We start from the raw sequence: 23,053 nt of genomic DNA on the forward strand, positions 1-23,053 counted from the left end.
GGAGGGACCGGGCCGTCCGAGGGCCGCCCGGGGCGCCGCGAATCCGCGGCGCTACTCCCTCATGTCCGGGGCCGTCACGAAGTCGATCAGCTCCTCGACCCGCCCGAGGAGCGCCGGCTCGATGTCCTTGTACGAGTGGACGCAGGACAGGATCCGCTGCCAGGCGGCGCCGGTGTTGTCCGGCCAGCCCAGGGCGCGGCAGACCCCGGTCTTCCAGTCCTGGCCGCGGGGCACCGCCGGCCAGGCCGGGATGCCGACGGACGACGGCTTCACGGCCTCCCAGACGTCGATGTAGGGGTGGCCGACGACGAGGGTGTCGGCGCCGGCGACCTCGGCGGCCAAGCGGGACTCCTTGGAGCCAGGGACCAGGTGGTCGACGAGGACGCCGAGGCGGGCGTCCGGGCCGGGCGAGAAGCCGCGGACGATCGCCGGCAGATCGTCGATGCCCTCCAGGTACTCCACGACGACGCCCTCGATGCGCAGGTCGTCGCCCCAGACGCGCTCGACGAGCTCGGCGTCGTGCCGGCCCTCCACGTAGATCCGGCCCGCTCGCGCGACCCGGGCGCGGGCACCGGGGACGGCGAGGGAGCCCGACGCCGTCCGCGCCGGGGCGCTCGCGGCGGGCCGCCCCTGGGGCCGTACGAGGGTGACGACCCGGCCCTCCAGCAGGAAGCCGCGCGGCGCCATGGGGAACACCCGGTGCTTGCCGAACCGGTCCTCCAGGGTCACTGTCGGGCCTTGCGAGGTCTTCTCGCAGCGGATCACCGCCCCGCAGAAGCCCGAGGTGACCTCCTCGACCACCAGATCGGGCTCCGCGGGCACCTCGGGGGCGGGCTGCTGCTTCTTCCAGGGCGGGGTGAGGTCGGGGCTGTAGCGCTTGCTCTGCATGAGGACCTGTTCTGTGACGCACGGCCGGTTGCGGTAAGGACGGGACGGAAGATAGAGGCAGCGGGCCGGTCAGTCGGGGGACACGCCGAAACGGGTGGCCAGAGCGTCGCGTTGGTCACGGACGAACCGGGCATTCACCACGGCGCCGTGCCCCGGTACGTACACCGCGTCCTCGCCGCCGAGGGCGAGCAGCCGGTCCAGCGCCGCGGGCCACCGCGGCGGCTGCGCGTCCGGGCCGGCCTGCGGCTCGCCGGACTCCTCGACCAGGTCGCCGCAGAAAACGATCTCGGCGGCACCGTGCCGGCCAGGCACCAGGACGGCCAAGTCGTGGGCGGTGTGACCGGGGCCGACGTTGGCGAGCAGCACCGACCGGCCACCGAGATCGACGGTCAGTTCGCCGTGCACGAGGTGGTGCGGGCGGACGAGCAGATCGGCGGCCTCGGCCGCGGCGTCCGGATCGACGCCGTGCCGTACCGCGGACAGCCGCAGCGCGTCCCGTTCGCGCAGCAGCAGCTCGTCGAGACCGGCGGCGCCGAAGACCTCGACGCCGGCGAAGGCGGCGGTGCCCAGCACATGATCGAAATGCGGGTGGGTGAGAGCGACATGTGTCACTTCCCTGCCGAGCACGCCGCGGATCGCGCGCCGCAGATCCGCGCCGTCGCGCAGCGTCGCGCCGGTGTCGACGATCATCACGCCGGTGGATCCGGCGATGACACCGATGGTTTCGTCCCACCCGGGCATCCGCCGCCTGGCGATACCGTCACCGAGCCGTTCCCATCCCGCCTCTTCCCAAGCAGTGCCCATACCGAGACGCTAGCTCCATCGCGATAGCGTTGCCCGGCAGACCTGATGATCACCACCCTGGGGTAGGGACTCGGTACGGCCGGCCTTGCCCAAGCCTTGCTACCCGGCCGTACACTGGCTCAGGGCCTGGCACTCGGCCCGTGTGAGTGCCAGGGAAGACGAAGCGGCAGGACGCCCGGACAGGAGGTGCGCGGGGATGCTCAGTGAGCGCAGGCTCGAAGTGCTGCGCGCCATCGTTCAGGACTATGTCGGGACGGAGGAGCCGGTCGGCTCCAAGGCGCTCACCGAACGCCATCAGCTCGGGGTCTCCCCGGCCACGGTCCGCAACGACATGGCGGCCCTGGAGGACGAGGGATTCATCGCGCAGCCGCACACCAGCGCGGGGCGGATTCCCACCGACAAGGGATACCGCCTGTTCGTGGACAAGTTGGCGGGCGTCAAGCCGCTGTCCTCCCCGGAGCGGCGGGCCATCCAGAATTTCCTCGACGGCGCCGTCGACCTCGACGACGTGGTGGGCCGTACGGTCCGGCTGCTGGCGCAGCTGACCCGGCAGGTCGCGGTCGTGCAGTACCCGTCGCTGACGCGGTCCACGGTGCGGCATGTCGAACTGCTGTCGCTGGCGCCGGCCCGGCTGATGCTCGTCCTGATCACGGACACCGGCCGGGTCGAGCAGCGGCTGGTCGACTGCCCGTCGCCGTTCGGTGAGGCGTCGCTGGCGGATCTGCGGGCCCGGCTGAACAGCCGCGTCGTGGGGCGCCGATTCGCGGATGTGCCGCAGCTGGTGCAGGATCTCCCGGAATCCTTCGAGCAGGACGACCGCGGCACCGTCTCGACGGTGCTGTCGGTGCTGCTGGAGACTTTGGTGGAGGAGACCGAGGAGCGTCTGGTGATCGGCGGAACCGCCAATCTCACGCGCTTCGGTCACGACTTCCCGCTGACCATCCGGCCGGTGCTGGAGGCCCTTGAGGAGCACGTGGTGCTGCTCAAGCTGCTCGGGGAGGCCAAGGACTCGGGCATGACCGTACGTATCGGGCATGAGAATGCCCATGAAGGCCTGGCGTCCACATCGGTCGTCGCGGTCGGCTACGGTTCGGGCGACGAGGCAGTCGCCAAACTCGGCGTGGTCGGACCGACCCGCATGGACTACCCCGGAACGATGGGAGCGGTACGCGCAGTGGCACGTTACGTCGGACAAATCCTCGCGGAGTCGTAAGTGGCCACGGATTATTACTCGGTCCTCGGCATCAGCCGTGACGCCTCGCAGGACCAGATCAAGAAGGCATTCCGCCGGCTGGCGCGTGAGCTGCACCCGGACGTGAACCCGGATCCGAAGACCCAGGAGCGGTTCAAGGAGATCAACGCCGCTTACGAGGTGTTGTCGGACCCGCAGAAGAAGCAGGTCTACGACCTCGGCGGCGACCCCCTCTCGCAGGCGGGCGGCGGCGGTGCGGGAGCGGGCGGCTTCGGCGCCGGCTTCGGCAACTTCTCCGACATCATGGACGCCTTCTTCGGCACGGCCTCGCAGCGCGGCCCGCGCTCGCGGACCCGCCGCGGCCAGGACGCCATGATCCGTCTGGACATCGACCTCAACGAAGCCGCCTTCGGCACGACCAAGGACATCCAGGTCGACACCGCCGTCGTCTGTACGACGTGCAGCGGCGAGGGCGCGGCGCCGGGGACCTCGGCGCAGACCTGCGACATGTGCCGCGGCCGCGGTGAGGTCTCGCAGGTCACCCGCTCCTTCCTCGGCCAGGTCATGACCTCCCGGCCGTGCCCGCAGTGCCAGGGCTTCGGCACGGTCGTTCCGACGCCGTGCCCCGAGTGCGCGGGCGACGGGCGGATCCGCTCCCGCCGCACGCTCACCGTCAAGATCCCCGCCGGTGTCGACAACGGCACCCGCATCCAGCTCGCGGGGGAGGGCGAGGTCGGCCCCGGTGGCGGCCCCGCCGGCGACCTCTACGTCGAGATCCACGAGGTCGCGCACCCGGTCTTCCAGCGGCGCGGTGACGATCTGCACTGCACGGTCACCATCCCCATGACAGCGGCTGCTCTGGGCACGAAGTGCCCGCTGGAGACGCTGGACGGGATGGAGGAGATCGACGTACGGCCCGGGACGCAGTCCGGCCAGTCGATCCCGCTGCACCAACGCGGTGTGACACATCTGCGCGGTGGCGGCCGCGGCGACCTCATCGTCCACGTCGAGGTGCAGACTCCCTCCAAGCTCGATCCCGAGCAGGAAGAGCTGCTGCGGCGGCTGGCCAAGCTCCGTGGTGAAGAGCGCCCCACGGGCACCTTTCAACCAGGGCAGCAGGGGCTTTTCTCGCGGCTGAAGGACGCCTTCAACGGCCGCTAGAGCGACGGCGGCACGCATGCGCCCGACCCGCGCCGGTTCCGGGGGGAAACCCCTCCGGGACCGGCGCGGACCCGGTTCTGGGCGCGGTCGTGAGCGTGGCACGATGTGGTCATGCCCACCGCGCTGACCGATCTTTGCCGCCACCCGATCGTGCAGGCCCCGATGGCGGGCGGCGTCGCTTGTCCGGAGCTCGCCGCAGCCGTGTGCGAGGCCGGCGGTCTCGGCTTCCTCGCCGGCGGTTACAAGACCGCTGACGGGATGTACCAGGAGATCAAACAGCTGCGCGGGCTGACCGGCCGGCCCTTCGGCGTGAACCTCTTCATGCCGCAGTCGGCGCTCGCCGACGTGGCGGCCGTCGAGGTCTACCGCGAGCAACTCGCCGGCGAGGCCACCTGGTACGAGACGCCGCTGGGCGAGATCGACCCCTGCGGCGGTGTGGACGACGGCTACGAGGCCAAGCTGGCGATCCTGCGCGAGGACCCGGTGCCGGTGGTCTCCTTCCACTTCGGCTGTCCCTCCCGCGCCGTCTTCGACGCGTTCGCCGAGGTCGGCACGGCCACCGTCGTGACCGTCACCACCGCCGCCGAGGCGCAGGCCGCGCAGTGGTCGGGAGCGGACGCGGTCTGTGTCCAGGGCATCGAGGCGGGCGGCCACCAGGGCACCCACCGCGACGACCCGCAGGCCGACGGGACCGGCGCCGGTATCGGGCTGCTCTCCCTGGTCGCGCAGGTCCACGAGGCGGTGCAGATCCCGATCATCGCCTCGGGCGGTCTGATGCGCGGGTCGCAGATCGCCGCCGTACTGGCAGCGGGCGCGTCCATGGCGCAGCTCGGCACGGCCTTCCTGGTCACGCCCGAGTCGGGCGCCGACACCCTGCACAAGCAGGCCCTGACCAACCCGCTGTTCACCCGCACCGAGCTGACCCGCGCGTTCTCCGGACGTCCGGCGCGCGGCCTGGTGAACCGTTTCCTGCGTGAACACGGCCCGTACGCCCCGGCGGCCTACCCCGCGGTGCACCACCTCACCTCCGGGCTGCGCAAGGCCGCGGCCAAGGCGGGCGACGCCCAGGGCATGGCGCTGTGGGCCGGGCAGGGACACCGGATGGCACGCGAGATGCCCGCCGGACGCCTGGTGGAGGTGCTGGCGGACGAACTGGACGCCGCGCGCGCCGGGTTGCCGCGTGGCGCTGCGGGGGCCACGTCATGACGGCGCCGGTATTCCTCGTCGACTCCCTCGCGGACGTACGGGCCGGCGGGACGCTGACCGTGGAGGGGCCGGAGGGCCGGCACGCGGTGTCGGTACGCCGGCTGCGGGTCGGCGAAGAGGTCGTGCTGACGGACGGCCGTGGGGGCGGCGCCGAGGGCACGGTCACCGCCGTGGAGGGCAAGGACCGCCTCACCGTCGTGGTCGACGGCCTGCGCACGGAAGCGCCCGCGGCGCCCCGGATCACCGTCGTCCAGGCCCTTCCCAAGGGCGACCGCGGTGAGCTGGCCGTCGAGACGATGACCGAGACCGGTGTGGACGTCATCGTGCCGTGGGCGGCGGCGCGTTGTGTCACGCAGTGGAAGGGCGAGCGGGCAGCCAAGGCGCTCGGCAAGTGGCGTAGCACCGCGCGTGAGGCGGGCAAGCAGTCGCGTCGGCTGACGTTTCCGGAGGTCACGGACCCGCTGACGACCAAGCAGGTGGCGGCGCTGCTCGCCGGTGCCGACTTCGCCGCCGTCCTCCACGAGGAGGGCAGCACCCCGCTGGCGACCGCGGAACTCCCCGCCACGGGCGGCATCGTGCTCGTCGTGGGCCCCGAAGGCGGCGTGTCCCCGGAGGAACTCGCGGCGTTCGCCGAGGCCGGTGCCGCGCCGTACCGCCTCGGCAGGACCGTGTTGCGGACCTCCACCGCCGGCACGGCCGCGACGGCGCTGCTGCTGGGGCGCACGGGACGCTGGAGCTGACCGGCCGCTCAAAGGCCCGCCGGCGCACCGCCGTTCCCGCGCGACCGGCTGCCTTACGCGACCGGCCGCGCCGTGCGCGAACAGCCGGCCCGTCTCCCGACGGGCCGGCCGCCGTCTCAGACCAGCTGAGCGTTGAGCCTGATGTCCTTGACGCCCGCCAGCGCCTGGCTCACCGGGCAGTTGGCCTTGGCGTCCGCGGCGGCAGCCTGGAAGTCATCCTCGGACAGACCCGGCACGGTGGCCTTCACCGTCAGGACGATGGACGTGATGCCCTCGCCCGGCTGGAAGGTGACATCGGCCTGGGTGTCGAGGGACTCGACGGTGTACCCCTTGCCGGCCAGGCCGTGCGAGAAGGCCATGGAGTAGCAGGAGGAGTGGGCGGCCGCGATGAGCTCCTCGGGGCTGGTGACGCCGTTCGGCTGCTCCGTACGGGCGGGCCAGTTGACGTCGTAGGTACCGATCTTGGAGGAGTCGAGGGCGACGGTGCCCTTGCCCTCCAGGAGGTTGCCTTCCCAGTGGGTCTTGGCGGTGCGCGTGGTTGCCATGGTGCATAACTCCCGGTTGTGGGCGAAAAGCGGTCTGCGGGACCCAGCTTAGTGATCCGCGGGGCCGGTGGGCCGTCGGCCGGGGATCACCCGTCCGACCGCGTCCGAACCGTCCGACCCGCCCGGCCCCGCCGGGCGACCGGCGGGGCCGCCGAGGGCCCCGGGAGCCGCCCGGCCGGTCCGGCGCGACGGACGCCGAAGCCGTCAGCCCTGGTCACTGCGACGCCCGGTGGGGGCCGCCCGGTAGCATCCAAGGCCGTACGCACCGTGCGTACGGCGCATGCTGCGCAGGCCGCGACGCGATCGTGCCGCGGTCCAGGACGTAGCTCGACACGGCCCGCCCGGCGCGACGCGGCGGCGGCCGAAGACCCGGGAGGAGCCCACCGGTGGCGGGAGAACCGCAGGCCGACTGCCTGTTCTGCAAGATCGTGGCGGGGGAGGTACCGGCGACCATCGTCCGGGAGACCGAGACCACCGTCGCCTTCCGCGACATCAACCCCCAGGCCCCGACCCACGTCCTGGTGATCCCCAAGGTCCACTACGCCAACGCCCTCGAACTGGCCGCGGCGGAACCGGCGATCGCCGGCGACGTGCTGCGCGAGGCAGGGGTGGTGGCCGGCGAGGAGAAGGTCGACTCGACCGGCTACCGCATCGTCTTCAACACCGGACCCGGCGCCGGGCAGACCGTCTTCCACGCCCACGCGCACCTGCTGGGCGGCCGCGACCTCCAGCGCCTGGTCTGACGGGACCGAGGCCGAAGTTGTCCGTACGTGAGCTGGTCGTCCTCGGCACCGCGAGTCAGGTGCCCACCCGGCACCGCAACCACAACGGCTATCTGCTGCGCTGGGACGGCCAGGGGCTGCTCTTCGACCCCGGGGAGGGGACGCAGCGTCAGATGCTGCGCGCCGGGGTCGCCGCGCACGACCTCAACCGGATCTGCGTCACGCATTTCCACGGCGACCACTCGCTGGGGCTCGCCGGCGTGATCCAGCGGATCAACCTCGACCGGGTGCCGCATCCCATCACCGCGCATTACCCGGCCAGCGGTCAGCACTTCTTCGACCGGCTGCGCCATGCCACCGCCTACCGCGAGACGGTCCGGCTGACGCAGCTCCCGGTGAGCGCCGACGGCGAGCTGGACCGCACGGCGTCCTACGTCCTGGAGGCGCACAAGCTCTCGCACCCGGTCGAGTCCTACGGCTATCGCCTCGTGGAGCCGGACGCCCGCCGGATGCTGCCCGACCGGCTGGCCGCGCACGGCATCGCCGGGCCGGACGTCGGCCGCCTGCTGCGCGCCGGCGAGCTGAACGGCGTCACCCTCGACGAGGTCAGCGAGATCCGCACCGGCCAGCGGTTCGCGTTCGTGATGGACACCCGGCTGTGCCCGGGGGTCCACGCGCTCGCCGAGGGCGCGGACATGCTCGTCATCGAGTCGACGTTCCTCGACGAGGACGTGCAGCTGGCGACCGACCACGGCCATCTGACCGCCGGTCAGGCCGCGGAGGTGGCGGCCGGGGCAGGTGTACGGCATCTGGTGCTGACGCACTTCTCGCAGCGCTACTCCGACCCGCAGGAGTTCGAGCGGCAGGCACGCGCGGCGGGTTTCACCGGCGAACTCACCATCGCCCGGGACCTGATGCGCGTGCCGCTGCCCAAGAGGTCCGCAGCGGCTGCCGAGGGTTACGGCAGGTAGTACATCGGGTTGGGCAGCTTGAAGGTCCGGTCGGCGGCGCCGCCGCGCAGATCGCTGTACTGGTCCCCGAAGTTGGCGACGATGTCGTAGCCGAGGGACTCGATGTGCTTGCGGGTGCCGGACTTGAACTCGATGGTCGAGCAGGTGGCGCCGCAGGGCAGGTAGGCGGGAGGGTTCTCCTTGTCCCGCAGGTACACGTGCGTACGGTCCAGCGGCACGTCGTAACCGACGTTCTTGAGGTTGCGCACGCTCCACTCCCGCTGCGCCTCCTTGCGGCCGGTGAGGAAGAAGACCTCGGCGCCCTTGTCGCGGGCCCAGTTGACCAGCCGGTTCATGCCGAATACCGGGTCCATGTCGGTGTTGGCGAGGTACTTGTCCTGGCTCTCCGGGGTGAAGTGGAAGCCGACCTGGAGCTCGTAGTTGTAGGTCAGCAGGGTGGTGTCGTCCATGTCGAGGACGATGGCGGGCTTGGCCGGCTTGGCGTGCTCGGTGCCGGCCGGGTCCGCGGCCGGCCGCTGCCGGGCGAGCTTCGTGGACAGATAGGCGCGGGCCTTGGCCTCGATGCCGTGCACCTGGCGGGCGTAGTTGCTGTCGGGGGAGGCGTAGTGCTCCCCGTCCGCCGTCACCGTGTCGCCGTAGTAGGACTTGATCTTGTCCTGCACCTGCGTGAGATTGGGGATCTCCTTGTCCGTGCGGGGCACGGAGTGCTCGGCGGTGGCCTGGCCGATGCCGAACACGGCGGTGCCGGCGACGAGGGTGGCGACCACCGAGGCGCCGAGGCGGACGCGGCGGGAGAGGGCGGGGACGGGCATGCGCGGCTCCTTCGGGAGGCGTGGGGAGCCCCGGGGGTGTCGCCGAACTCGGCACTCCCCAGGGGGTCCAACGGGGTCCCAGAAGGTCTAACAGAGCCTCATTTCCGTTATCTACGCGCGGAGATTCAATGCTTGGTAAAAGCTTGCGGGCAGCGGTGCGGGGTGTGCGCCGCCGGGTGGGGTGCGGCGCGGGCCGGGAAAGGAGGGGCGTCAGCGCCAGTCGGGGGTGCCCGGGCCCTGCGCGTGTGGCACGATCGCCTCGATCTTCGTCCGGATCTCCCGCATGACCGCGACGATCCGGCTCTCGTGCGCCGGGGTGAGCCGGGCGACCGGCACCGAGCAGCTGATGGCGTCGGTGGCGGGGGTGTCGCAGCGCAGGGCGAAGCCGAAGCCGGTGATGCCGGTGACGCCCTCCTCGCGGTCGATGGCGTAGCCCCGCTCGCGCACCGCCGCCAGGTCCACGGCGAGCGACGCCGCATCGGTGTGGGTGTTCTCCGTCAGCTGCTCCAGCGGCCCCTCCGCGAGCGGGAGTTCACCGGGGGCGCGGTCGGCGAGCAGTGCCTTGCCGAGGGCCCCGGCATGGGCGGGCAGCCGGCGCCCGACCCGGCTGAAGGTGCGCAGGTACTCGTGCGATTCGCGGGTGGCGAGATAGACGACGTCCGCGCCGTCCAGGCGGGCGAGGTGGATGGTCTCGCCCAGCGCCTCGGACGCCTCGTCGAGGTACGGCCTGGCGGCCCGCACCCGGGGGTCGCTGTCCAGATAGCTGGTGCCGGTCAGCAGGGCGCGGATGCCGATGCCGTAGAGCGAGCCGGTCGCGTCGGTGCGCACCCAGCCGCGGTCGATCAGGGTCTGCAGCAGCGCGTACATGGAGCTGCGGGGTACGCCCAGTTCCTCGGCGAGTTCGCGCAGGCGGGCCGGCCGGTCGCCGCGGGCGGCGAGCACCTCCAGCAGCTCGACGGTGCGCGCCGCCGACTTCACCTCGCGTACGCCACCGGTCTCCGTCATGGCCCGATCGTAAGCGCAGCCCGGGATCCGGTGCGGTCGTGGGTCTTGACGCCGGGTGGCGCGCTTCCTAGCCTCCATCTTCAAGTGTAGACATCATCTACATACGGAGACGGATGATCGTGAGGCACGCGCCGCTGGGACAACTGCGTTACCGGGGACCCGGATACGCGGTTTCGCCGGTGAAGGCCCCGGCCCCGTCGCGCGGTCTGCCCGTCGGGCCGGTCCGCGCGCTCACCGACCCCGGCCTCGATGACCTCACCGATCCAGCGGCCCTGCTCGACAGCGGCCTCGACCTCGTAGGAGCCACCCGTTGAACCACCCCGCCGACACGACTGCCGCGGTGGCCGCCGGCACCAAGGACCTCATCATCACCGAGGTACGGCTCACCCCGATCCTGGTCGCCGACCCACCGCTGCTGAACACCCAGGGCGTGCACCAGCCGTACACCCCGCGGCTGATCATCGAGGTGGTCACCGCGGGCGGCGTCACCGGGCTCGGCGAGACGTACGGGGACACCAAGTACCTCGAGCTCGTCCGCCCGTTGGCCAACGCGCTGATCGGCCGCGCGGTCACCGATCTGAACGGGCTGCCCGCGCTGGCCGCCCGGGTCTGCGGTGACCCGTCGCCCGCGACCGGCGCCGAGGCGGTGGACGTCGGCGGGCTGCGCGGCGTGCAGACCGCCGACAAGCTGCGGCTCTCGGTGCTCTCCGGCTTCGAGGTCGCCTGCCTGGACGCCTGGGGCCGCGCCACCGGCCTGCCGGTGCACGCCCTGCTCGGCGGCAAGGTCCGCGACCGCGTCGAGTACAGCGCCTATCTCTTCTACCGGTGGGCGGAGCATCCCGGCGGGCGCGGCGAGCGGGACGACTGGGGCGCGGCCCTGGACCCGGCGGGCGTCGTCGCGCAGGCCCGCAGGTTCGCCGACACCTACGGCTTCACGTCCTTCAAGCTCAAGGGCGGCGTCTTCGAGCCCGCGCGGGAGATCGCGGCGATCAAGGCGCTGGCCGCCGAGTTCCCCGGGCAGCCGCTGCGTCTGGACCCCAACGGCGCCTGGAGCGTGGCGACCTCGCTGGAGGTCGCACACGAGCTGCGGGACGTACTGGAGTATCTGGAGGACCCGGCGAGCGGTACCGCGCGGATGGCGGAGGTGGCGGCGGGCGCCGGGCTGCCCCTGGCGACCAATATGTGCGTCACGACGTTCGACGAGATCGCGGAGGCGTTCACCAGCGGCGCCGTCCAGATCGTGCTCTCCGACCACCACTACTGGGGCGGACTGCGCAACACCCGTGAACTGGCCGCCGTCTGCCGCACCTTCGGGGTCGGCCTTTCCATGCACTCCAACACCCACCTGGGCATCAGCCTCGCCGCCATGACCCATGTCGCGGCGACCGTGCCCCATCTCGATCACGCCTGCGACAGCCACTACCCCTGGCAGACCGAGGACGTCCTCACCGAACGCCTCACCTTCCGCGACGGCCGGGTCGACGTCAGCGACGCCCCCGGCCTCGGCATCGAACTGGACCGTGACCGGCTCGCCGCGCTGCACCGCCGCTGGCTGGCCGACGACGGCACACACCACGACCGCGACGACGCCGCCGCCATGCGGGCGGCCGACCCCGACTGGGTCACCCCCGCCGTTCCGCGCTGGTGACCCGGGGCGGCCCGGTTCCGGCCGGCGGGCCGGGCCGCCCACCCATCCGGCACGGCGCCCGCGGGGGCAGGGACGAGCCCCCGTACGCCGGGCCTTCCCCAGTCGCCCAACGGCGGGCGGCCAGACGTCTACGGAGTCGCACGTGAGCCACGAGCCCGCGCACCCCGCACCATCGGACCCCCCGCACGACCTCCAGGCTCCCCAGGACCACCAGGACCCGGTGGTGCGCAGCGCCGTCGGCAAGATCTTCAAGCGGGTCGTGCCGCTCTTCTTCGTGATGTTCGTCGCCAACTACGTCGACCGTGTCAACATCGGCTTCGCACAGGACCAGTTGCGGGCCGACATCGGGATCTCGGCCGCCGCGTTCGGCTTCGGCGCGGGCCTGTTCTTCGTCGCCTACGCCCTCTTCGAAGTGCCCAGCAATATGCTGATGGAGCGCTTCGGGGCGAAGATCTGGCTCACCCGCATCATGATCACGTGGGGCCTGGTGGCCACCGCCATGGCGTTCGTGACCAGCACCGAGATGTTCTACGCGCTGCGCTTCCTGCTCGGCGTCGCGGAGGCAGGCTTCTTCCCCGCCGTCATCTACTACTTCACGCGCTGGCTGCCGGACGCCGACCGCGGCCGGGCCACCGCGATCTTCCTGATGGGCTCGGGCACCGCGGCCGTCATCGCCGGGCCGCTGTCCGGGGCCCTGCTGGAGATGCACGGACTGCTGGGGCACCGCGGCTGGCAGTGGATGTTCTTCCTGGAGGGCCTGGCGTCGGTGCTGCTCGGGCTGGTCGTCTTCCGCTTCCTGGACAACCGGCCGGCGGACGCCACCTGGCTCACCGTGCCGGAGAAGACGGCCCTGGCGGCGGCCATCGACGCCGAGCAGGCGGCCCGTACCGCCGAGCGGGGCACCGCGAAGGTCTCCCGCCTGCGGCTGCTCACCGACCCGCAGATGCTGCTGTTCTGCTGGCTCTACTTCGCCATCTCCCTCGCCTTGTACGCCGTCACCTTCTGGCTGCCGAGCATCGTCGACGACATCGGCGGGCTCTCGGAGTTCGAGGTCGGACTGCTGGTCGCGGTGCCGTGGCTGTGCGCGATCGCCGCGGTGTACGTCACCGGACGGGCCTCGGACCGTACGGGCCGCCGGCGGCCCTTCCTGGCCGGCACGCTGCTGCTCGGCGCGCTCGGCACCCTGCTCGCCACCCTGGTCTCCCCGTGGTTCGCGCTCGCCGCGCTGTGCCTGGCGGCGATGGGCTTCAAGACGTCCTCGCCCGTCTTCTGGACCATTCCGCAGAGCTATCTGGACGCCCGGGTCGCGGCGCCCGCCATCGCGCTGGTCAACTCCCTGGGAAACCTGGGCGGTTTCGTCTCGCCGACGGCGTTCGGGATCCTGCAGGACGCCACCGGGTCGACCCGCGGCGGTCTCATCGGCCTGTCGGTGGTGGGCGTGCTGGCGGCGGTGAGCGTCGCACTGGTCCGCGGTGGCGGGCGCAACGACCGGCCGCGCGGCCGGCGCACCGCCACCGAGCCCGCTCCGGTCACCCAGAGCGCCATCGCCGGGGCGGGGGCCGCCGATCCGCCACCGGACGCGGCGCCCGCGGGTGCCTAGGTCCCCGACTCACCGGACCGGCGGGCAGTAGCCGGTCTTGTCGCCGATGGTGTTGATCTCGGCGTTGGACCGGGTGTCGCCGGCGTAGTTGATCTGGTCGGTGCAGCTGGTGTCGGGGTCCTTGGGCGTGCCCTTCGGCTTGTCGCCCTTCTCCGGGGCCGGGCAGTGGCCGGTGTCCTCGCCGATGGTGTTGATCTCGGCGTTGGACCGGGTGTCGCCCGCGTAGTCGATCTGGTCGGTGCACTTCGTCCCGGACTTCGAGGGGGTGCCCGCCGGTGCGTCGTCGGCGGAGCCTTGGGCGGCCTTGGTCCCGTTGGAGGGGGACTTGGTGGCCTGTGCGGAGGCCGTGGATGAGGAGGCGTCGGTGCCGCCGTCCTGGCAGGCGGTGAGCCCGAACGCGGCGACAGTGATCACCATGGCGGCGGCGGCCTTGCGGGCGAGGCGGAGTGTGGTCTGCGGCATGGGTCTTCCCGTTCTCTCCAAGTAACGCTTCGGGTTCGTGGAACAAGACTGTCGGCCGCCGTTGATGATCTATCGCCGTACGACTAACGCCCCGCTAACGTCCGAGGAGGACCGCCGGCCCCGGTGGTGCGGCGGCCGAGGGATCGCGGTGGCGGCGGCGGTCCTGTGCGGGGTGGGTCCGCGCGCGTACGGTGTGGCACGGCTCAGTGGCAGCGCGCCACAGTGGTCCCGTAAGTGATCTTTGAGAGGGGCTGTACCGATGGCACAGGAAGTGCGCGGCGTCATCGCGCCGGGGAAGAACGAACCGGTCCGGCTGGAGACGATCCTGGTGCCCGACCCGGGGCCCGGCGAGGCCGTGGTGAAGGTCCAGGCGTGCGGGGTCTGCCACACCGATCTGCACTACAAGCAGGGCGGCATCAACGACGACTTCCCGTTCCTGCTCGGGCACGAGGCGGCGGGCGTCGTGGAGTCGGTCGGCGACGGCGTCACCGACGTCGCGCCCGGCGACTTCGTCATCCTCAACTGGCGTGCGGTGTGCGGGCAGTGCCGGGCATGTCTGCGCGGCCGCCCCCAGTACTGCTTCGACACGCACAACGCGAAGCAGAAGATGACGCTCAAGGACGGCACGGAGCTGAGCCCGGCGCTCGGCATCGGCGCGTTCGCCGACAAGACCCTCGTCGCCGCCGGGCAGTGCACCAAGGTCGACCCGGAGGTCTCGCCCGCCGTCGCGGGGCTGCTGGGCTGCGGGGTGATGGCCGGCATCGGCGCCGCCATCAACACCGGCGGCGTGGGTCGCGGCGACTCGGTCGCGGTCATCGGCTGCGGCGGAGTGGGGGATGCCGCCGTGGTCGGGGCCCGGCTGGCCGGCGCGGCCCGGATCATCGCGGTCGACATCGACGACCGGAAGCTGGCCACCGCCCGGTCCATGGGCGCCACCCACACCGTCAACTCCCGTACCGCCGACCCCGTCGAGGCGATCCGCGAGCTGACCGGCGGCTTCGGCGCGGACGTCGTCATCGAGGCGGTCGGCCGCCCGGAGACGTACAAGCAGGCGTTCTACGCACGGGACCTGGCCGGCACCGTCGTCCTGGTGGGCGTCCCCACCCCGGAAATGACCCTGGAACTTCCCCTGCTGGACGTCTTCGGACGCGGCGGTGCCCTGAAGTCCTCCTGGTACGGCGACTGCCTGCCCTCGCGGGACTTCCCGATGCTCATCGACCTGCACCAGCAGGGCCGCATCGACCTCGGCGCGTTCGTCACCGAGACCATCGGCATCGACGGCGTCGAGGAAGCGTTCGAGCGGATGCACGCGGGCGACGTCCTGCGCTCGGTGGTGACGCTCTGATGGCGGCCCGCATCGACCACCTCGTCACCTCAGGCACCTTCTCGCTCGACGGCGGCACCTGGGACGTCGACAACAACGTCTGGATCGTCGGGAACGACGACGAGGCGATCGTCATCGACGCCGCCCACGACGCCGACGCGATCTTCGAGGCACTCGGCGGCCGGACGCTGCGCGCCATCATCTGCACCCACGCGCACAACGATCACATCGACGCCGCCCCCGCGCTGGCCTCCCGTACCGGCGCCCGTATCCATCTGCACCCCGCCGATCTGCCGCTGTGGAAGCAGACCCACCCCGGCACCCCGCCCGACGCCGAACTGGCGGACGGTCAGGTGCTGACCATCGCGGGGATCGACCTGACCGTGCTGCACACCCCCGGCCACGCGCCGGGCGCGGTCTGCCTGTACGCGCCCGACCTCGGCACCGTCTTCACCGGGGACACCCTCTTCCAGGGCGGCCCGGGAGCCACCGGACGATCCTTCTCGGACTTCCCGACGATCGTCGCGTCGATCCGGGACCGGCTGCTGTCCCTGCCCCCGGAGACCGTGGTGCGTACCGGACACGGCGATCCGACGGCCATCGGGGAGGAGGCCCCGCACCTGGAGGAGTGGATCACGCGGGGGCACTGAGCCGCCGCACTCAGTCCGTTGCGGCCGCCCGCTCCAGGATGCGGGCGGCCACCGCGGGGGAGTCGACGAGCGGATGCAGCGCGAGCGCCCGCAGCGCCGCGCCCCTGTCCTTGAACGTCGCGGCCTCCACCGCCGCTTTCTCCACCGCCTTGACCTGCAACATCAGCCCCAGCTGATCCTCGCGCAGCGGCGCGCACGGCAGCGGGCGGGCACCCTTGGCATCCACCTCGCAGACGGTCTCCACGATCGCGTCCGGCGCCAGCTGCGGCACCGTCGTCCCGTTGCGGACGTTCAGGATCAGCCGGGTGCCGCTGTCGCCCAGGATGGCGTGCATCAGGGCCAGCGCCACCCGGTCGTAGCCACCGCCCTCCAGATCAAGGCTGTCGCGCTGCCAGCCGCCACCGGCCGCGCGGCTGTGCGCCATGTACGTCTCCTCGCGCTCCAGCCGGGTCCGCTCCCACAGCGCGTACGCCGCGTCCGGCCCGCCGGCCGCCGCGGCCCGCTTGAAGAACCCGCCCTGCTGCTGGTCGAGGAACTCCCCCCGGGTCTCCCGGGTGTCCCGTACGGAGTCCAGGGTCTCCCGGCGGAAGTAGTAGTAGTGCAGATACTCGTTCGGCAGGGCGCCGATCGTGCGCAGCCAGTCGGCACCGAACAGCCGGCCCTCCTCGAAGGAGCCCAGCGCCCGGTCGTCGGCGAGCAGCCGCGGCAGCAGTTCCGTGCCGTCGACGGTCAACGACCGCAGCCAGCCGAGGTGGTTGAGGCCCACGTAGTCGTACGACGCCCGGCCCGGGGCCGCGAACGCCGAGAGGTCCGCGCCGGCCGCGCGGGCCGCCCGCCGCACCAGTCCCACCGGGGAGTCGCAGATCCCGATGACGCGGTCGCCCAGCACCTGGGCCATCGCCTCGGTGACCATGCCCGCCGGGTTGGTGAAGTTGATGACCCAGGCCCGAGGCGCGAGGGCGGCGACCCGCTCGGCGATGTGCAGGGCCACGGGAATCGTCCGCAGGCCGTACAGCACACCCCCGGCGCCGACCGTTTCCTGGCCGAGCACGCCCTCCGACAGCGGGATCCGCTCGTCCCGGATCCGACCGGCCGTGCCGCCCACCCGGATCGCGGAGAAGACGAAGTCGGCGCCGGTCAGCGCGTCGTCCAGACCGTCCGCGAGCCGCACGGCCACCGGCGCGGGATGCCCCTGCGCCAGCTCGGTGAGCACCTCGGCTATCACCGCCACCCGGCGCGCGTCGGTGTCGTACAGCGTCACCTCGGAGACGGAGCGTGCCGGGTCGTCCAGGAGCGCGCGGTAGACCAGCGGCACCCGGAAACCGCCACCGCCGAGAATCGTGAGCCTCATGGGGCGGAACGTACCCCAGCATCAGGCACACTGGCCGCACGTGCCGGAACGAAAGGGGCGAGCACGGTGAACAGTGGCCGACGCGATGTCCGACCGCCCGCGGGCCCCGGTACCGGGTCGCCGGGCCTCGATCCGCTGGCCGCGGTGCGCGCTGACGGCGACCCGCACACCGACGTCTACCTGACCGGCACGGTCTTCCTGGACATCATCTTCACCGGCCTGGACTCCGCACCCGTACGCGGCACCGAGTCCTGGGCCCGCGGCATGGGCTCCAGCCCCGGCGGCGTCGCCAACATGGCCACCGCCCTGGCCCGCCTGGGACTGCGCACCTCCCTGGCCGCGGCCTTCGGCGACGACATGTACGGCGAGTACTGCTGGGAGGCGCTCGCCCAGGGCGAGGGCATCGACCTGGCCCTGTCCCGGACGATCCCCGGCTGGCACTCCCCGGTCACCGTCTCCATGGCGTACGAGGGCGAGCGCACCATGGTCTCGCACGGCCACGAGGCGCCGCCGCCGGAGTCCGCCTTCAACGGCAGGCACGCGCCGGGCTGCGGGCCGCCGTCCCGCGCCTGCGTCGCCTCGCTCGTGCCCGGCGGACGGGAGGGCTGGCTGGGCTGCGCGGCGGACCGCGGCAGCCGCATCTTCGCCGATGTGGGCTGGGACGACAGCGGCCGCTGGGACCCGGCCGACCTCGCCGATCTCGAACACTGCGAGGCGTTCCTGCCCAACGCCGAGGAGGCGATGCGCTACACCCGCACGAGCAACCCGCGCGCCGCCGCCCGCAAACTCGCCGAACGGGTCCCGCTGGCCGTCGTCACCATGGGCGCGGAGGGTGCCTGCGCGGTGGACGGGCGGACGGGCGAGAGCGTGGAGGTGCCCGCGATCGCCGTCGACGCGCTGGATCCCACCGGCGCGGGGGACGTCTTCGTCGCCGGGTTCGTCACCGGCACCCTCGCCGACTGGCCGCTCGCCGACCGGCTGGCCTTCGCGGGCCTGAGCGCCGCGCTGTCGGTGCAGGAGTTCGGCGGCTCGCTCTCCGCACCGGGCTGGGCCGAGATCGCCGCCTGGTGGCAGCAGGTACGGGCCTGCGAGGCGGGCGCGCCGGCCGCGCTGCGCCGCCAGTACGCCTTCCTCGACGAAGTCCTCCCCGCCGCCGGGCGGCTCTCCCCGCTGGCCCGCGCCGTGCCGACGATCGGCTTCCGCAGCCCGGCCTGAGCGGCGGCCCGCCCGCCGGACGGCAGGCAAGGACGTGCCGCGGCCCCGGCCCGCCACCCGGGCGGCGCAGGAAAACCCCTCGGGCCTGTCAGTGCACCGTCGTACCCTTGGTATCCCAAGGAGACGAGTCAGAGAGGGTTGAGCAGGCCACAGAGCCGGCCCATGACGCAGACACCCATGCAACCGCAGGCCAGCGCCCAGTTCACCGTCCCGGCCAAGCACCCGATGGTGACGGTGCTGGGATCCGGGGACTCGCTACTGCGCGTGATCGAGAATGCCTTCCCGGCGACCGACATCCATGTCCGGGGCAACGAAGTCAGCGCTGTCGGCGACGCTCACGAAGTCGCCCTCGTCCAGCGCCTGTTCGACGAGATGATGCTGGTGCTCCGCACCGGACAACCGATGACGGAGGACGCCGTGGAACGCTCCATCGCCATGCTGCGCTCGGCGGATGACGGTGAGGGCGTCGAGGGCGAGACCCCCGCGGAGGTGCTCACCCAGAACATCCTCTCCAACCGCGGCCGGACGATCCGCCCCAAGACGCTCAACCAGAAGCGCTACGTCGACGCCATCGACCAGCACACCGTCGTCTTCGGCATCGGCCCGGCGGGCACCGGCAAGACCTACCTGGCGATGGCCAAGGCCGTGCAGGCGCTCCAGGCCAAGCAGGTCAACCGCATCATCCTGACCCGCCCCGCGGTCGAGGCCGGCGAGCGGCTGGGCTTCCTGCCCGGCACCCTCTACGAGAAGATCGACCCGTATCTGCGCCCGCTCTACGACGCGCTGCACGACATGCTCGACCCCGACTCCATCCCGCGCCTGATGGCCGCGGGCACCATCGAGGTCGCGCCGCTGGCGTACATGCGCGGCCGGACGCTCAACGACGCCTTCATCATTCTCGACGAGGCGCAGAACACCAATCCCGAGCAGATGAAGATGTTCCTCACCCGCCTCGGCTTCGAATCGAAGATCGTCATCACCGGTGACGTCACCCAGGTCGACCTGCCGGGCAGCACCAAGAGCGGTCTGCGCCAGGTCAGGGAGATCCTGGAGGGCGTCGATGACGTGCACTTCTCCTACCTCACCAGCCAGGATGTCGTCCGGCACAAGCTGGTCGGCCGTATCGTCGACGCATACGAGAAGTACGACAGCCGCAACGGCCAGTGAGCCGCCCGGCCGCCCACCGCGGTCGTAGGCAACTGCCGGTCAGCCCCAAGAAGCGAGAAGTAACTCTCCCCATGTCGATCGACGTCAACAACGAGTCCGGCACGGACATCGACGAGCAGGCCGTCCTGGACGTCGCCCGCTACGCCGTCGCCCGGATGCGCATCCACCCGCTCTCCGAGCTGTCCGTCATCGTCGTGGACGCCGAGGCCATGGAGCAGCTCCACATCCAGTGGATGGACCTCCCCGGTCCGACCGATGTCATGTCCTTCCCGATGGACGAACTGCGTCCGCCGGCCAAGGACGACGAGGAGCCCCCGCAGGGGCTCCTCGGTGACATCGTGCTGTGCCCCGAGGTCGCCAAGCGGCAGGGCGAGGAGGCGCCGACCGGGCACTCCATGGACGAGGAGCTGCAGTTGCTCACCGTCCACGGCGTCCTCCATCTCCTCGGCTACGACCACGAGGAGCCGGACGAGAAGGCCGAGATGTTCGGCCTGCAGGCGGCGATCATCGACGGCTGGCGCGCCGAGAAGGGCCTGACCGGCCCCTCGCCCGCTCCCACCGTGACCTGACCGGCCGGCCCCTGATGACCACCCAGCTGATCGCCGTCGCGGTCCTGCTCGTCGTGATCGCCTGGCTCGCCGCCTGCGCGGAGGCCGGCCTCGCCCGCACGACGAGCTTCCGCGCCGAGGAAGCCGTCAGATCCGGCCGCCGTGGCAGCGCCAAGCTCGCCGCCGTCGCCGCCGACCCCACCCGCTATCTGAACGTCGCACTCCTGGTGCGGGTCGGCTGTGAGATGGCCGCGGGGGTCCTGGTCACCTACGCCTGTCTGCGCTCCTTCGAGGAGACCTGGCAGGCCCTGACCGTCGCCATCGCCGTGATGGTGCTGGTCTCCTATGTCGCCGTCGGCGTCTCGCCCCGCACCATCGGCCGACAGCATCCGCTGAACACCGCGACGGCGGCCGCGTACGTCCTCCTGCCGCTGGCCCGGGTGATGGGCCCGATCCCGCCGCTGCTGATCCTCCTCGGCAACGCCCTCACCCCCGGAAAGGGCTTCCGCAAGGGCCCGTTCGCCTCCGAGGCGGAGCTGCGCTCGCTGGTCGACCTGGCAGAGAAGGAGTCGCTGATCGAGGACGAGGAGCGCCGGATGGTGCACTCCGTCTTCCAGCTCGGCGACACCCTCGTGCGCGAGGTGATGGTGCCGCGTACGGACCTGGTCGCCGTCGAGCGCTACAAGACCATCCGCCAGGCGCTGACCCTCGCGCTGCGCTCGGGCTTCTCGCGTATCCCGGTGACCGGCGAGAACGAGGACGACGTCGTCGGCGTGGTCTATCTCAAGGACCTGGCCCGCAAGGTGCACATCAACCGGGACGCCGAGACCGAGCTGGTCTCCTCGGCGATGCGCCCGGCGGTCTTCGTGCCGGACACCAAGAACGCCGGTGATCTGCTGCGCGAGATGCAGCAGGACCGCAATCACGTCGCGGTGGTCATCGACGAGTACGGCGGCACGGCCGGCATCGTCACCATCGAGGACATCCTGGAGGAGATCGTCGGTGAGATCACCGACGAGTACGACCGGGAGCTGCCGCCCGTCGAGGATCTCGGCGACGGCCGCTACCGCGTCACCGCCCGGCTGGACATCGGCGACCTCGGCGAGCTGTACGGCCTGGCCGAGCTGGACGACGAGGACGTCGAGACGGTCGGCGGCCTGCTCGCCAAGCTCCTCGGCCGGGTCCCGATCGCCGGCGCGACCGCAGAGGTCGACCTCTTCGCCGACGGCTCGGCCGGGTCCGGGGGCGCCCCCACCGATCCGGGACTGACCGGGCTGCGGCTGACCGCGGAGTCGCCGGGCGGCCGCCGCAACAAGATCATCACGGTGTTGTGCGAACCGATCCGCGCGACGGCGGACGCGGGACACGGCCCGGACGAAGGCTGAGCGGCGCGGCGGGCGCGCTGCGGAGCGCGCCCGCCCGCACAGGGGCCCCGGACTAGCCGTCCTGGGCCCCTTTCGCGGTCAGCCGCGCCGCGCGCCACGGGCCGTCCGCAGCCCGAACGTCACCAGCACCGCGACCACCGCGACCAGCGCCGCGTCCAGGCCCAGCGCCAGCTTGATACCGCCGAGCGTGGCGTCCGCGAAGCCGGTGCCGTCGGCGCGAAGCGAGCCGATGTGTGCGGCGGCGACCGCGCTCAGCAGCGGGATGCCGATGGTGATGCCGACCTGCTGGGAGCTGGTGACCAGGCCGGTGGCCAGGCCCTGCTCGGCGTCCGGCACACCGGAGGTGGCGGTCACGCCGTAGGAGATGATCGCCCAGAGGTGCCCGAGGCTGGCGACGGTCACGCCGATCAGGGCGAGCCACATGCCGGACCCGGTGCCGAGCCCGAGCAGGGCGGCGGTGAAGCCGGCCTGCAGCAGCATGCCGACCAGCAGCGTGCGGCGGGCGCCGAGCCTGCCGATGACCTTCGGGGCGACGATGCCCGCTATCGCCGAGACGACTCCCTGCACCCCGAAGAGCAGACCGGTCTCAAAGGCCGACAGCCGCAGCACCTCCTGGAGATACAGCGTCAGCAGGAAGATCACGGTGCTCATCATCGCGAAGGTGGTCAGCCCCGCCAGATTGCCCCAGGCGACCGTACGGCGGCGCAGCATCGGCAGGGACACCAGCGGCTGGGCGGCCCGGGATTCCACGACCACGAACGCGACCAGCAGGGCCACGCCGGCGAGCAGGGTCACGATGACGTCCGGGCGGCCGAAGCCCTCCTCGACGGCGGTCGACAGGGCGTAGATCAGGGCGAGCAGCCCGCCGGTGACGGTGACCGCGCCGGGCACGTCGATCCGCGGTCGCTCCGGGTGCCTCGACTCCGACAACAGCACCGGGGCCGTGGCCAGCACGGCCACGCCGGTCAGGCTCAGCAGGCCCATGGTGGAGCGCCAGCCCAGCGCTTCGGTCATCACTCCGCCCAGCACCATGCCGATGGTGAAGCCCATCGACAGCACGGTCCCGCTGATGCCCAGGGCGCGTTCGCGCTGCGGCCCCTCGGCGAAGGTCGTGGTCAGCAGGGACATTCCGGTGGGCACGATGACCGCGGCGCCCAGGCCCTGGAGCGCCCGGCCGGCCAGGAAGGAGGCCGGTGACCAGGCCAGTGCGGCCAGTACCGAGGCGGCGGTGAACAACGCCAGCCCGATCAGGAACAGCTTGCGCCGGCCGAAGAGGTCGGCGATCCGGCCGAACAGCAGCAGGAAGCCACCGGAGGGCAGGGCGAACGCGGTGACCGCCCACTGGAGGTCGGCCTGGCCCATGCCCAGGTCCTTGCCGAGCACCGGCAGCGCGACGTTCAGGATGGAGAAGTCCAGCGCGATGATGAACTGCGCCGCGCAGAGCAGCAGCAGGATGAGCTTGGCGCGGGTGGTCATCCGCGCGGCCGCCGGCGGTGTGGGGGTTGCGGCCGTGGCGGCGGCAGGGGCCGGGGGAGCGGCCGGGGCGGCCGGCCGGGGTTCGGGACGGAGCGAGGTGTCGGTTGGCATGCAAGGAGCTTGCGGCCGCGGAATACGGGGTGGGGAGCGGGAACTTATCGTGGTGTCCGCACCACCAGCC

The 23,053-nt window shown here is 71.9% G+C and carries 22 protein-coding genes and 1 pseudogene; 15 read left to right on the top strand and 8 right to left on the bottom strand.

Features of this window, described 5'->3' with window-relative positions; all coding sequences use genetic code 11:
* Positions 1-51: 51 nt before the first annotated feature.
* Positions 52-888, bottom strand: a complete 837-nt coding sequence (locus ACH4FH_RS22520) for a DUF3097 domain-containing protein (protein WP_398557662.1) — start codon at positions 886-888, stop codon at positions 52-54.
* A 69-nt stretch (positions 889-957) separates the two neighbouring features.
* Positions 958-1,692, bottom strand: coding sequence for an MBL fold metallo-hydrolase (locus ACH4FH_RS22525; RefSeq protein ID WP_398557663.1), 735 nt, complete (start codon positions 1,690-1,692; stop codon positions 958-960).
* A 196-nt stretch (positions 1,693-1,888) separates the two neighbouring features.
* Between ACH4FH_RS22525 and hrcA the strand changes: the two genes are divergently transcribed.
* The 4 genes from hrcA to ACH4FH_RS22545 all read left to right on the top strand — a co-directional run bounded on the left by hrcA (position 1,889) and on the right by ACH4FH_RS22545 (position 5,991).
* Entirely contained in the window at positions 1,889-2,905 is a 1,017-nt protein-coding gene (gene hrcA, locus ACH4FH_RS22530) for a heat-inducible transcriptional repressor HrcA (RefSeq protein WP_393891866.1), read from the top strand.
* Positions 2,906-4,045, top strand: a complete 1,140-nt coding sequence (dnaJ, locus tag ACH4FH_RS22535) for a molecular chaperone DnaJ (RefSeq protein ID WP_398557664.1) — start codon at positions 2,906-2,908, stop codon at positions 4,043-4,045.
* A 111-nt stretch (positions 4,046-4,156) separates the two neighbouring features.
* Positions 4,157-5,251 (top strand): nitronate monooxygenase, encoded by a 1,095-nt coding sequence (locus tag ACH4FH_RS22540; protein WP_398557665.1) that lies wholly within the window; start codon positions 4,157-4,159, stop codon positions 5,249-5,251.
* The gene (locus ACH4FH_RS22545) at positions 5,248-5,991 is read left to right on the top strand and encodes a 16S rRNA (uracil(1498)-N(3))-methyltransferase (protein WP_398557666.1); all 744 of its coding nucleotides are present in this window, start codon (positions 5,248-5,250) and stop codon (positions 5,989-5,991) included. Before ACH4FH_RS22540 ends, ACH4FH_RS22545 begins: the two co-directional genes overlap by 4 nt.
* 116 nt (positions 5,992-6,107) lie before the next feature.
* On the opposite strand, the gene ACH4FH_RS22550 is transcribed toward ACH4FH_RS22545, so the two are convergent.
* On the bottom strand, positions 6,108-6,536 hold the full coding sequence (locus ACH4FH_RS22550; protein ID WP_398557667.1) for an OsmC family peroxiredoxin: 429 nt from the start codon (positions 6,534-6,536) through the stop codon (positions 6,108-6,110).
* A 386-nt stretch (positions 6,537-6,922) separates the two neighbouring features.
* Between ACH4FH_RS22550 and ACH4FH_RS22555 the strand changes: the two genes are divergently transcribed.
* Positions 6,923-7,279: a histidine triad nucleotide-binding protein gene (locus ACH4FH_RS22555; protein WP_393891871.1), complete on the top strand. Its 357-nt coding sequence runs from the start codon at positions 6,923-6,925 to the stop codon at positions 7,277-7,279.
* A 17-nt stretch (positions 7,280-7,296) separates the two neighbouring features.
* Entirely contained in the window at positions 7,297-8,229 is a 933-nt protein-coding gene (locus tag ACH4FH_RS22560) for a ribonuclease Z (RefSeq protein WP_398557668.1), read from the top strand.
* Here ACH4FH_RS22560 and ACH4FH_RS22565 read toward each other — a convergent pair.
* Both ACH4FH_RS22565 and ACH4FH_RS22570 read right to left on the bottom strand, forming a co-directional pair.
* Positions 8,217-9,041, bottom strand: coding sequence for an HAD family acid phosphatase (locus tag ACH4FH_RS22565; protein WP_398557669.1), 825 nt, complete (start codon positions 9,039-9,041; stop codon positions 8,217-8,219). The genes ACH4FH_RS22560 and ACH4FH_RS22565 overlap by 13 nt on opposite strands.
* Before the next feature lie 210 nt (positions 9,042-9,251).
* Positions 9,252-10,046, bottom strand: coding sequence for an IclR family transcriptional regulator (locus ACH4FH_RS22570; RefSeq protein ID WP_398557670.1), 795 nt, complete (start codon positions 10,044-10,046; stop codon positions 9,252-9,254).
* Positions 10,047-10,171: 125 nt separating this feature from the next.
* Here ACH4FH_RS22570 and ACH4FH_RS22575 point away from each other — a divergent pair.
* From ACH4FH_RS22575 to ACH4FH_RS22585, 3 genes and pseudogenes are all read left to right on the top strand, one after another.
* Positions 10,172-10,360 (top strand): annotated as a pseudogene (locus tag ACH4FH_RS22575) (5-dehydro-4-deoxyglucarate dehydratase); the annotation flags it as partial.
* Between the two features lie 26 nt (positions 10,361-10,386).
* On the top strand, positions 10,387-11,694 hold the full coding sequence (locus ACH4FH_RS22580) for a glucarate dehydratase family protein (RefSeq protein WP_398557844.1): 1,308 nt from the start codon (positions 10,387-10,389) through the stop codon (positions 11,692-11,694).
* 277 nt (positions 11,695-11,971) lie between these two features.
* Positions 11,972-13,294 carry an MFS transporter gene (locus tag ACH4FH_RS22585; RefSeq protein ID WP_398557845.1) on the top strand — a complete coding sequence of 441 codons (1,323 nt, stop codon included), beginning with the start codon at positions 11,972-11,974 and terminating at the stop codon, positions 13,292-13,294.
* Between the two features lie 9 nt (positions 13,295-13,303).
* On the opposite strand, the gene ACH4FH_RS22590 is transcribed toward ACH4FH_RS22585, so the two are convergent.
* On the bottom strand, positions 13,304-13,756 hold the full coding sequence (locus ACH4FH_RS22590) for a hypothetical protein (protein ID WP_398557671.1): 453 nt from the start codon (positions 13,754-13,756) through the stop codon (positions 13,304-13,306).
* Positions 13,757-14,015: 259 nt separating this feature from the next.
* Between ACH4FH_RS22590 and ACH4FH_RS22595 the strand changes: the two genes are divergently transcribed.
* Positions 14,016-15,101 (top strand): S-(hydroxymethyl)mycothiol dehydrogenase, encoded by a 1,086-nt coding sequence (locus ACH4FH_RS22595; protein ID WP_398557672.1) that lies wholly within the window; start codon positions 14,016-14,018, stop codon positions 15,099-15,101.
* On the top strand, positions 15,101-15,730 hold the full coding sequence (locus tag ACH4FH_RS22600) for an MBL fold metallo-hydrolase (RefSeq protein ID WP_398557673.1): 630 nt from the start codon (positions 15,101-15,103) through the stop codon (positions 15,728-15,730). The genes ACH4FH_RS22595 and ACH4FH_RS22600 overlap by 1 nt, the downstream gene beginning before the upstream one ends.
* Before the next feature lie 10 nt (positions 15,731-15,740).
* Here ACH4FH_RS22600 and ACH4FH_RS22605 read toward each other — a convergent pair whose 3' ends face one another.
* The gene (locus ACH4FH_RS22605) at positions 15,741-17,081 is read right to left on the bottom strand and encodes a 6-phospho-beta-glucosidase (protein ID WP_398557674.1); all 1,341 of its coding nucleotides are present in this window, start codon (positions 17,079-17,081) and stop codon (positions 15,741-15,743) included.
* A 66-nt stretch (positions 17,082-17,147) separates the two neighbouring features.
* Between ACH4FH_RS22605 and ACH4FH_RS22610 the strand changes: the two genes are divergently transcribed.
* The 4 genes from ACH4FH_RS22610 to ACH4FH_RS22625 all read left to right on the top strand — a co-directional run bounded on the left by ACH4FH_RS22610 (position 17,148) and on the right by ACH4FH_RS22625 (position 21,396).
* Positions 17,148-18,296: a carbohydrate kinase family protein gene (locus ACH4FH_RS22610; protein WP_398557675.1), complete on the top strand. Its 1,149-nt coding sequence runs from the start codon at positions 17,148-17,150 to the stop codon at positions 18,294-18,296.
* Positions 18,297-18,458: 162 nt separating this feature from the next.
* Positions 18,459-19,463, top strand: a complete 1,005-nt coding sequence (locus ACH4FH_RS22615; RefSeq protein WP_398557676.1) for a PhoH family protein — start codon at positions 18,459-18,461, stop codon at positions 19,461-19,463.
* Between the two features lie 71 nt (positions 19,464-19,534).
* Positions 19,535-20,032 carry an rRNA maturation RNase YbeY gene (gene ybeY / locus ACH4FH_RS22620; RefSeq protein ID WP_398557677.1) on the top strand — a complete coding sequence of 166 codons (498 nt, stop codon included), beginning with the start codon at positions 19,535-19,537 and terminating at the stop codon, positions 20,030-20,032.
* Between the two features lie 14 nt (positions 20,033-20,046).
* Positions 20,047-21,396 carry a hemolysin family protein gene (locus ACH4FH_RS22625; RefSeq protein ID WP_398557678.1) on the top strand — a complete coding sequence of 450 codons (1,350 nt, stop codon included), beginning with the start codon at positions 20,047-20,049 and terminating at the stop codon, positions 21,394-21,396.
* 78 nt (positions 21,397-21,474) lie between these two features.
* On the opposite strand, the gene ACH4FH_RS22630 is transcribed toward ACH4FH_RS22625, so the two are convergent.
* Positions 21,475-22,983 carry an MFS transporter gene (locus ACH4FH_RS22630; RefSeq protein ID WP_398557679.1) on the bottom strand — a complete coding sequence of 503 codons (1,509 nt, stop codon included), beginning with the start codon at positions 22,981-22,983 and terminating at the stop codon, positions 21,475-21,477.
* Between the last annotated feature and the right edge of the window lie 70 nt (positions 22,984-23,053).

The organism is Streptomyces sp. NPDC017993 (genome assembly GCF_044328065.1).
GTDB lineage: Bacteria > Actinomycetota > Actinomycetes > Streptomycetales > Streptomycetaceae > Streptomyces.

What these genes read in the sequence shown, in the direction of transcription:
- ACH4FH_RS22615 (WP_398557676.1), top strand. Translation starts at nt 18,459, where the DNA reads ATGACGCAGACACCCATGCAACCGCAGGCCAGCGCCCAGTTCACCGTC.
- ACH4FH_RS22630 (WP_398557679.1), bottom strand. Translation starts at nt 22,983, where the DNA reads ATGCCAACCGACACCTCGCTCCGTCCCGAACCCCGGCCGGCCGCCCCG.
- ACH4FH_RS22600 (WP_398557673.1), top strand. Translation starts at nt 15,101, where the DNA reads ATGGCGGCCCGCATCGACCACCTCGTCACCTCAGGCACCTTCTCGCTC.
- hrcA (WP_393891866.1), top strand. Translation starts at nt 1,889, where the DNA reads ATGCTCAGTGAGCGCAGGCTCGAAGTGCTGCGCGCCATCGTTCAGGAC.
- ACH4FH_RS22565 (WP_398557669.1), bottom strand. Translation starts at nt 9,041, where the DNA reads ATGCCCGTCCCCGCCCTCTCCCGCCGCGTCCGCCTCGGCGCCTCGGTG.
- ACH4FH_RS22520 (WP_398557662.1), bottom strand. Translation starts at nt 888, where the DNA reads ATGCAGAGCAAGCGCTACAGCCCCGACCTCACCCCGCCCTGGAAGAAG.
- ACH4FH_RS22625 (WP_398557678.1), top strand. Translation starts at nt 20,047, where the DNA reads ATGACCACCCAGCTGATCGCCGTCGCGGTCCTGCTCGTCGTGATCGCC.
- ACH4FH_RS22525 (WP_398557663.1), bottom strand. Translation starts at nt 1,692, where the DNA reads ATGGGCACTGCTTGGGAAGAGGCGGGATGGGAACGGCTCGGTGACGGT.
- ACH4FH_RS22585 (WP_398557845.1), top strand. Translation starts at nt 11,972, where the DNA reads ATGTTCGTCGCCAACTACGTCGACCGTGTCAACATCGGCTTCGCACAG.
- ACH4FH_RS22570 (WP_398557670.1), bottom strand. Translation starts at nt 10,046, where the DNA reads ATGACGGAGACCGGTGGCGTACGCGAGGTGAAGTCGGCGGCGCGCACC.
- ybeY (WP_398557677.1), top strand. Translation starts at nt 19,535, where the DNA reads ATGTCGATCGACGTCAACAACGAGTCCGGCACGGACATCGACGAGCAG.
- ACH4FH_RS22550 (WP_398557667.1), bottom strand. Translation starts at nt 6,536, where the DNA reads ATGGCAACCACGCGCACCGCCAAGACCCACTGGGAAGGCAACCTCCTG.
- ACH4FH_RS22595 (WP_398557672.1), top strand. Translation starts at nt 14,016, where the DNA reads ATGGCACAGGAAGTGCGCGGCGTCATCGCGCCGGGGAAGAACGAACCG.
- ACH4FH_RS22590 (WP_398557671.1), bottom strand. Translation starts at nt 13,756, where the DNA reads ATGCCGCAGACCACACTCCGCCTCGCCCGCAAGGCCGCCGCCGCCATG.
- ACH4FH_RS22540 (WP_398557665.1), top strand. Translation starts at nt 4,157, where the DNA reads ATGCCCACCGCGCTGACCGATCTTTGCCGCCACCCGATCGTGCAGGCC.
- ACH4FH_RS22605 (WP_398557674.1), bottom strand. Translation starts at nt 17,081, where the DNA reads ATGAGGCTCACGATTCTCGGCGGTGGCGGTTTCCGGGTGCCGCTGGTC.
- ACH4FH_RS22545 (WP_398557666.1), top strand. Translation starts at nt 5,248, where the DNA reads ATGACGGCGCCGGTATTCCTCGTCGACTCCCTCGCGGACGTACGGGCC.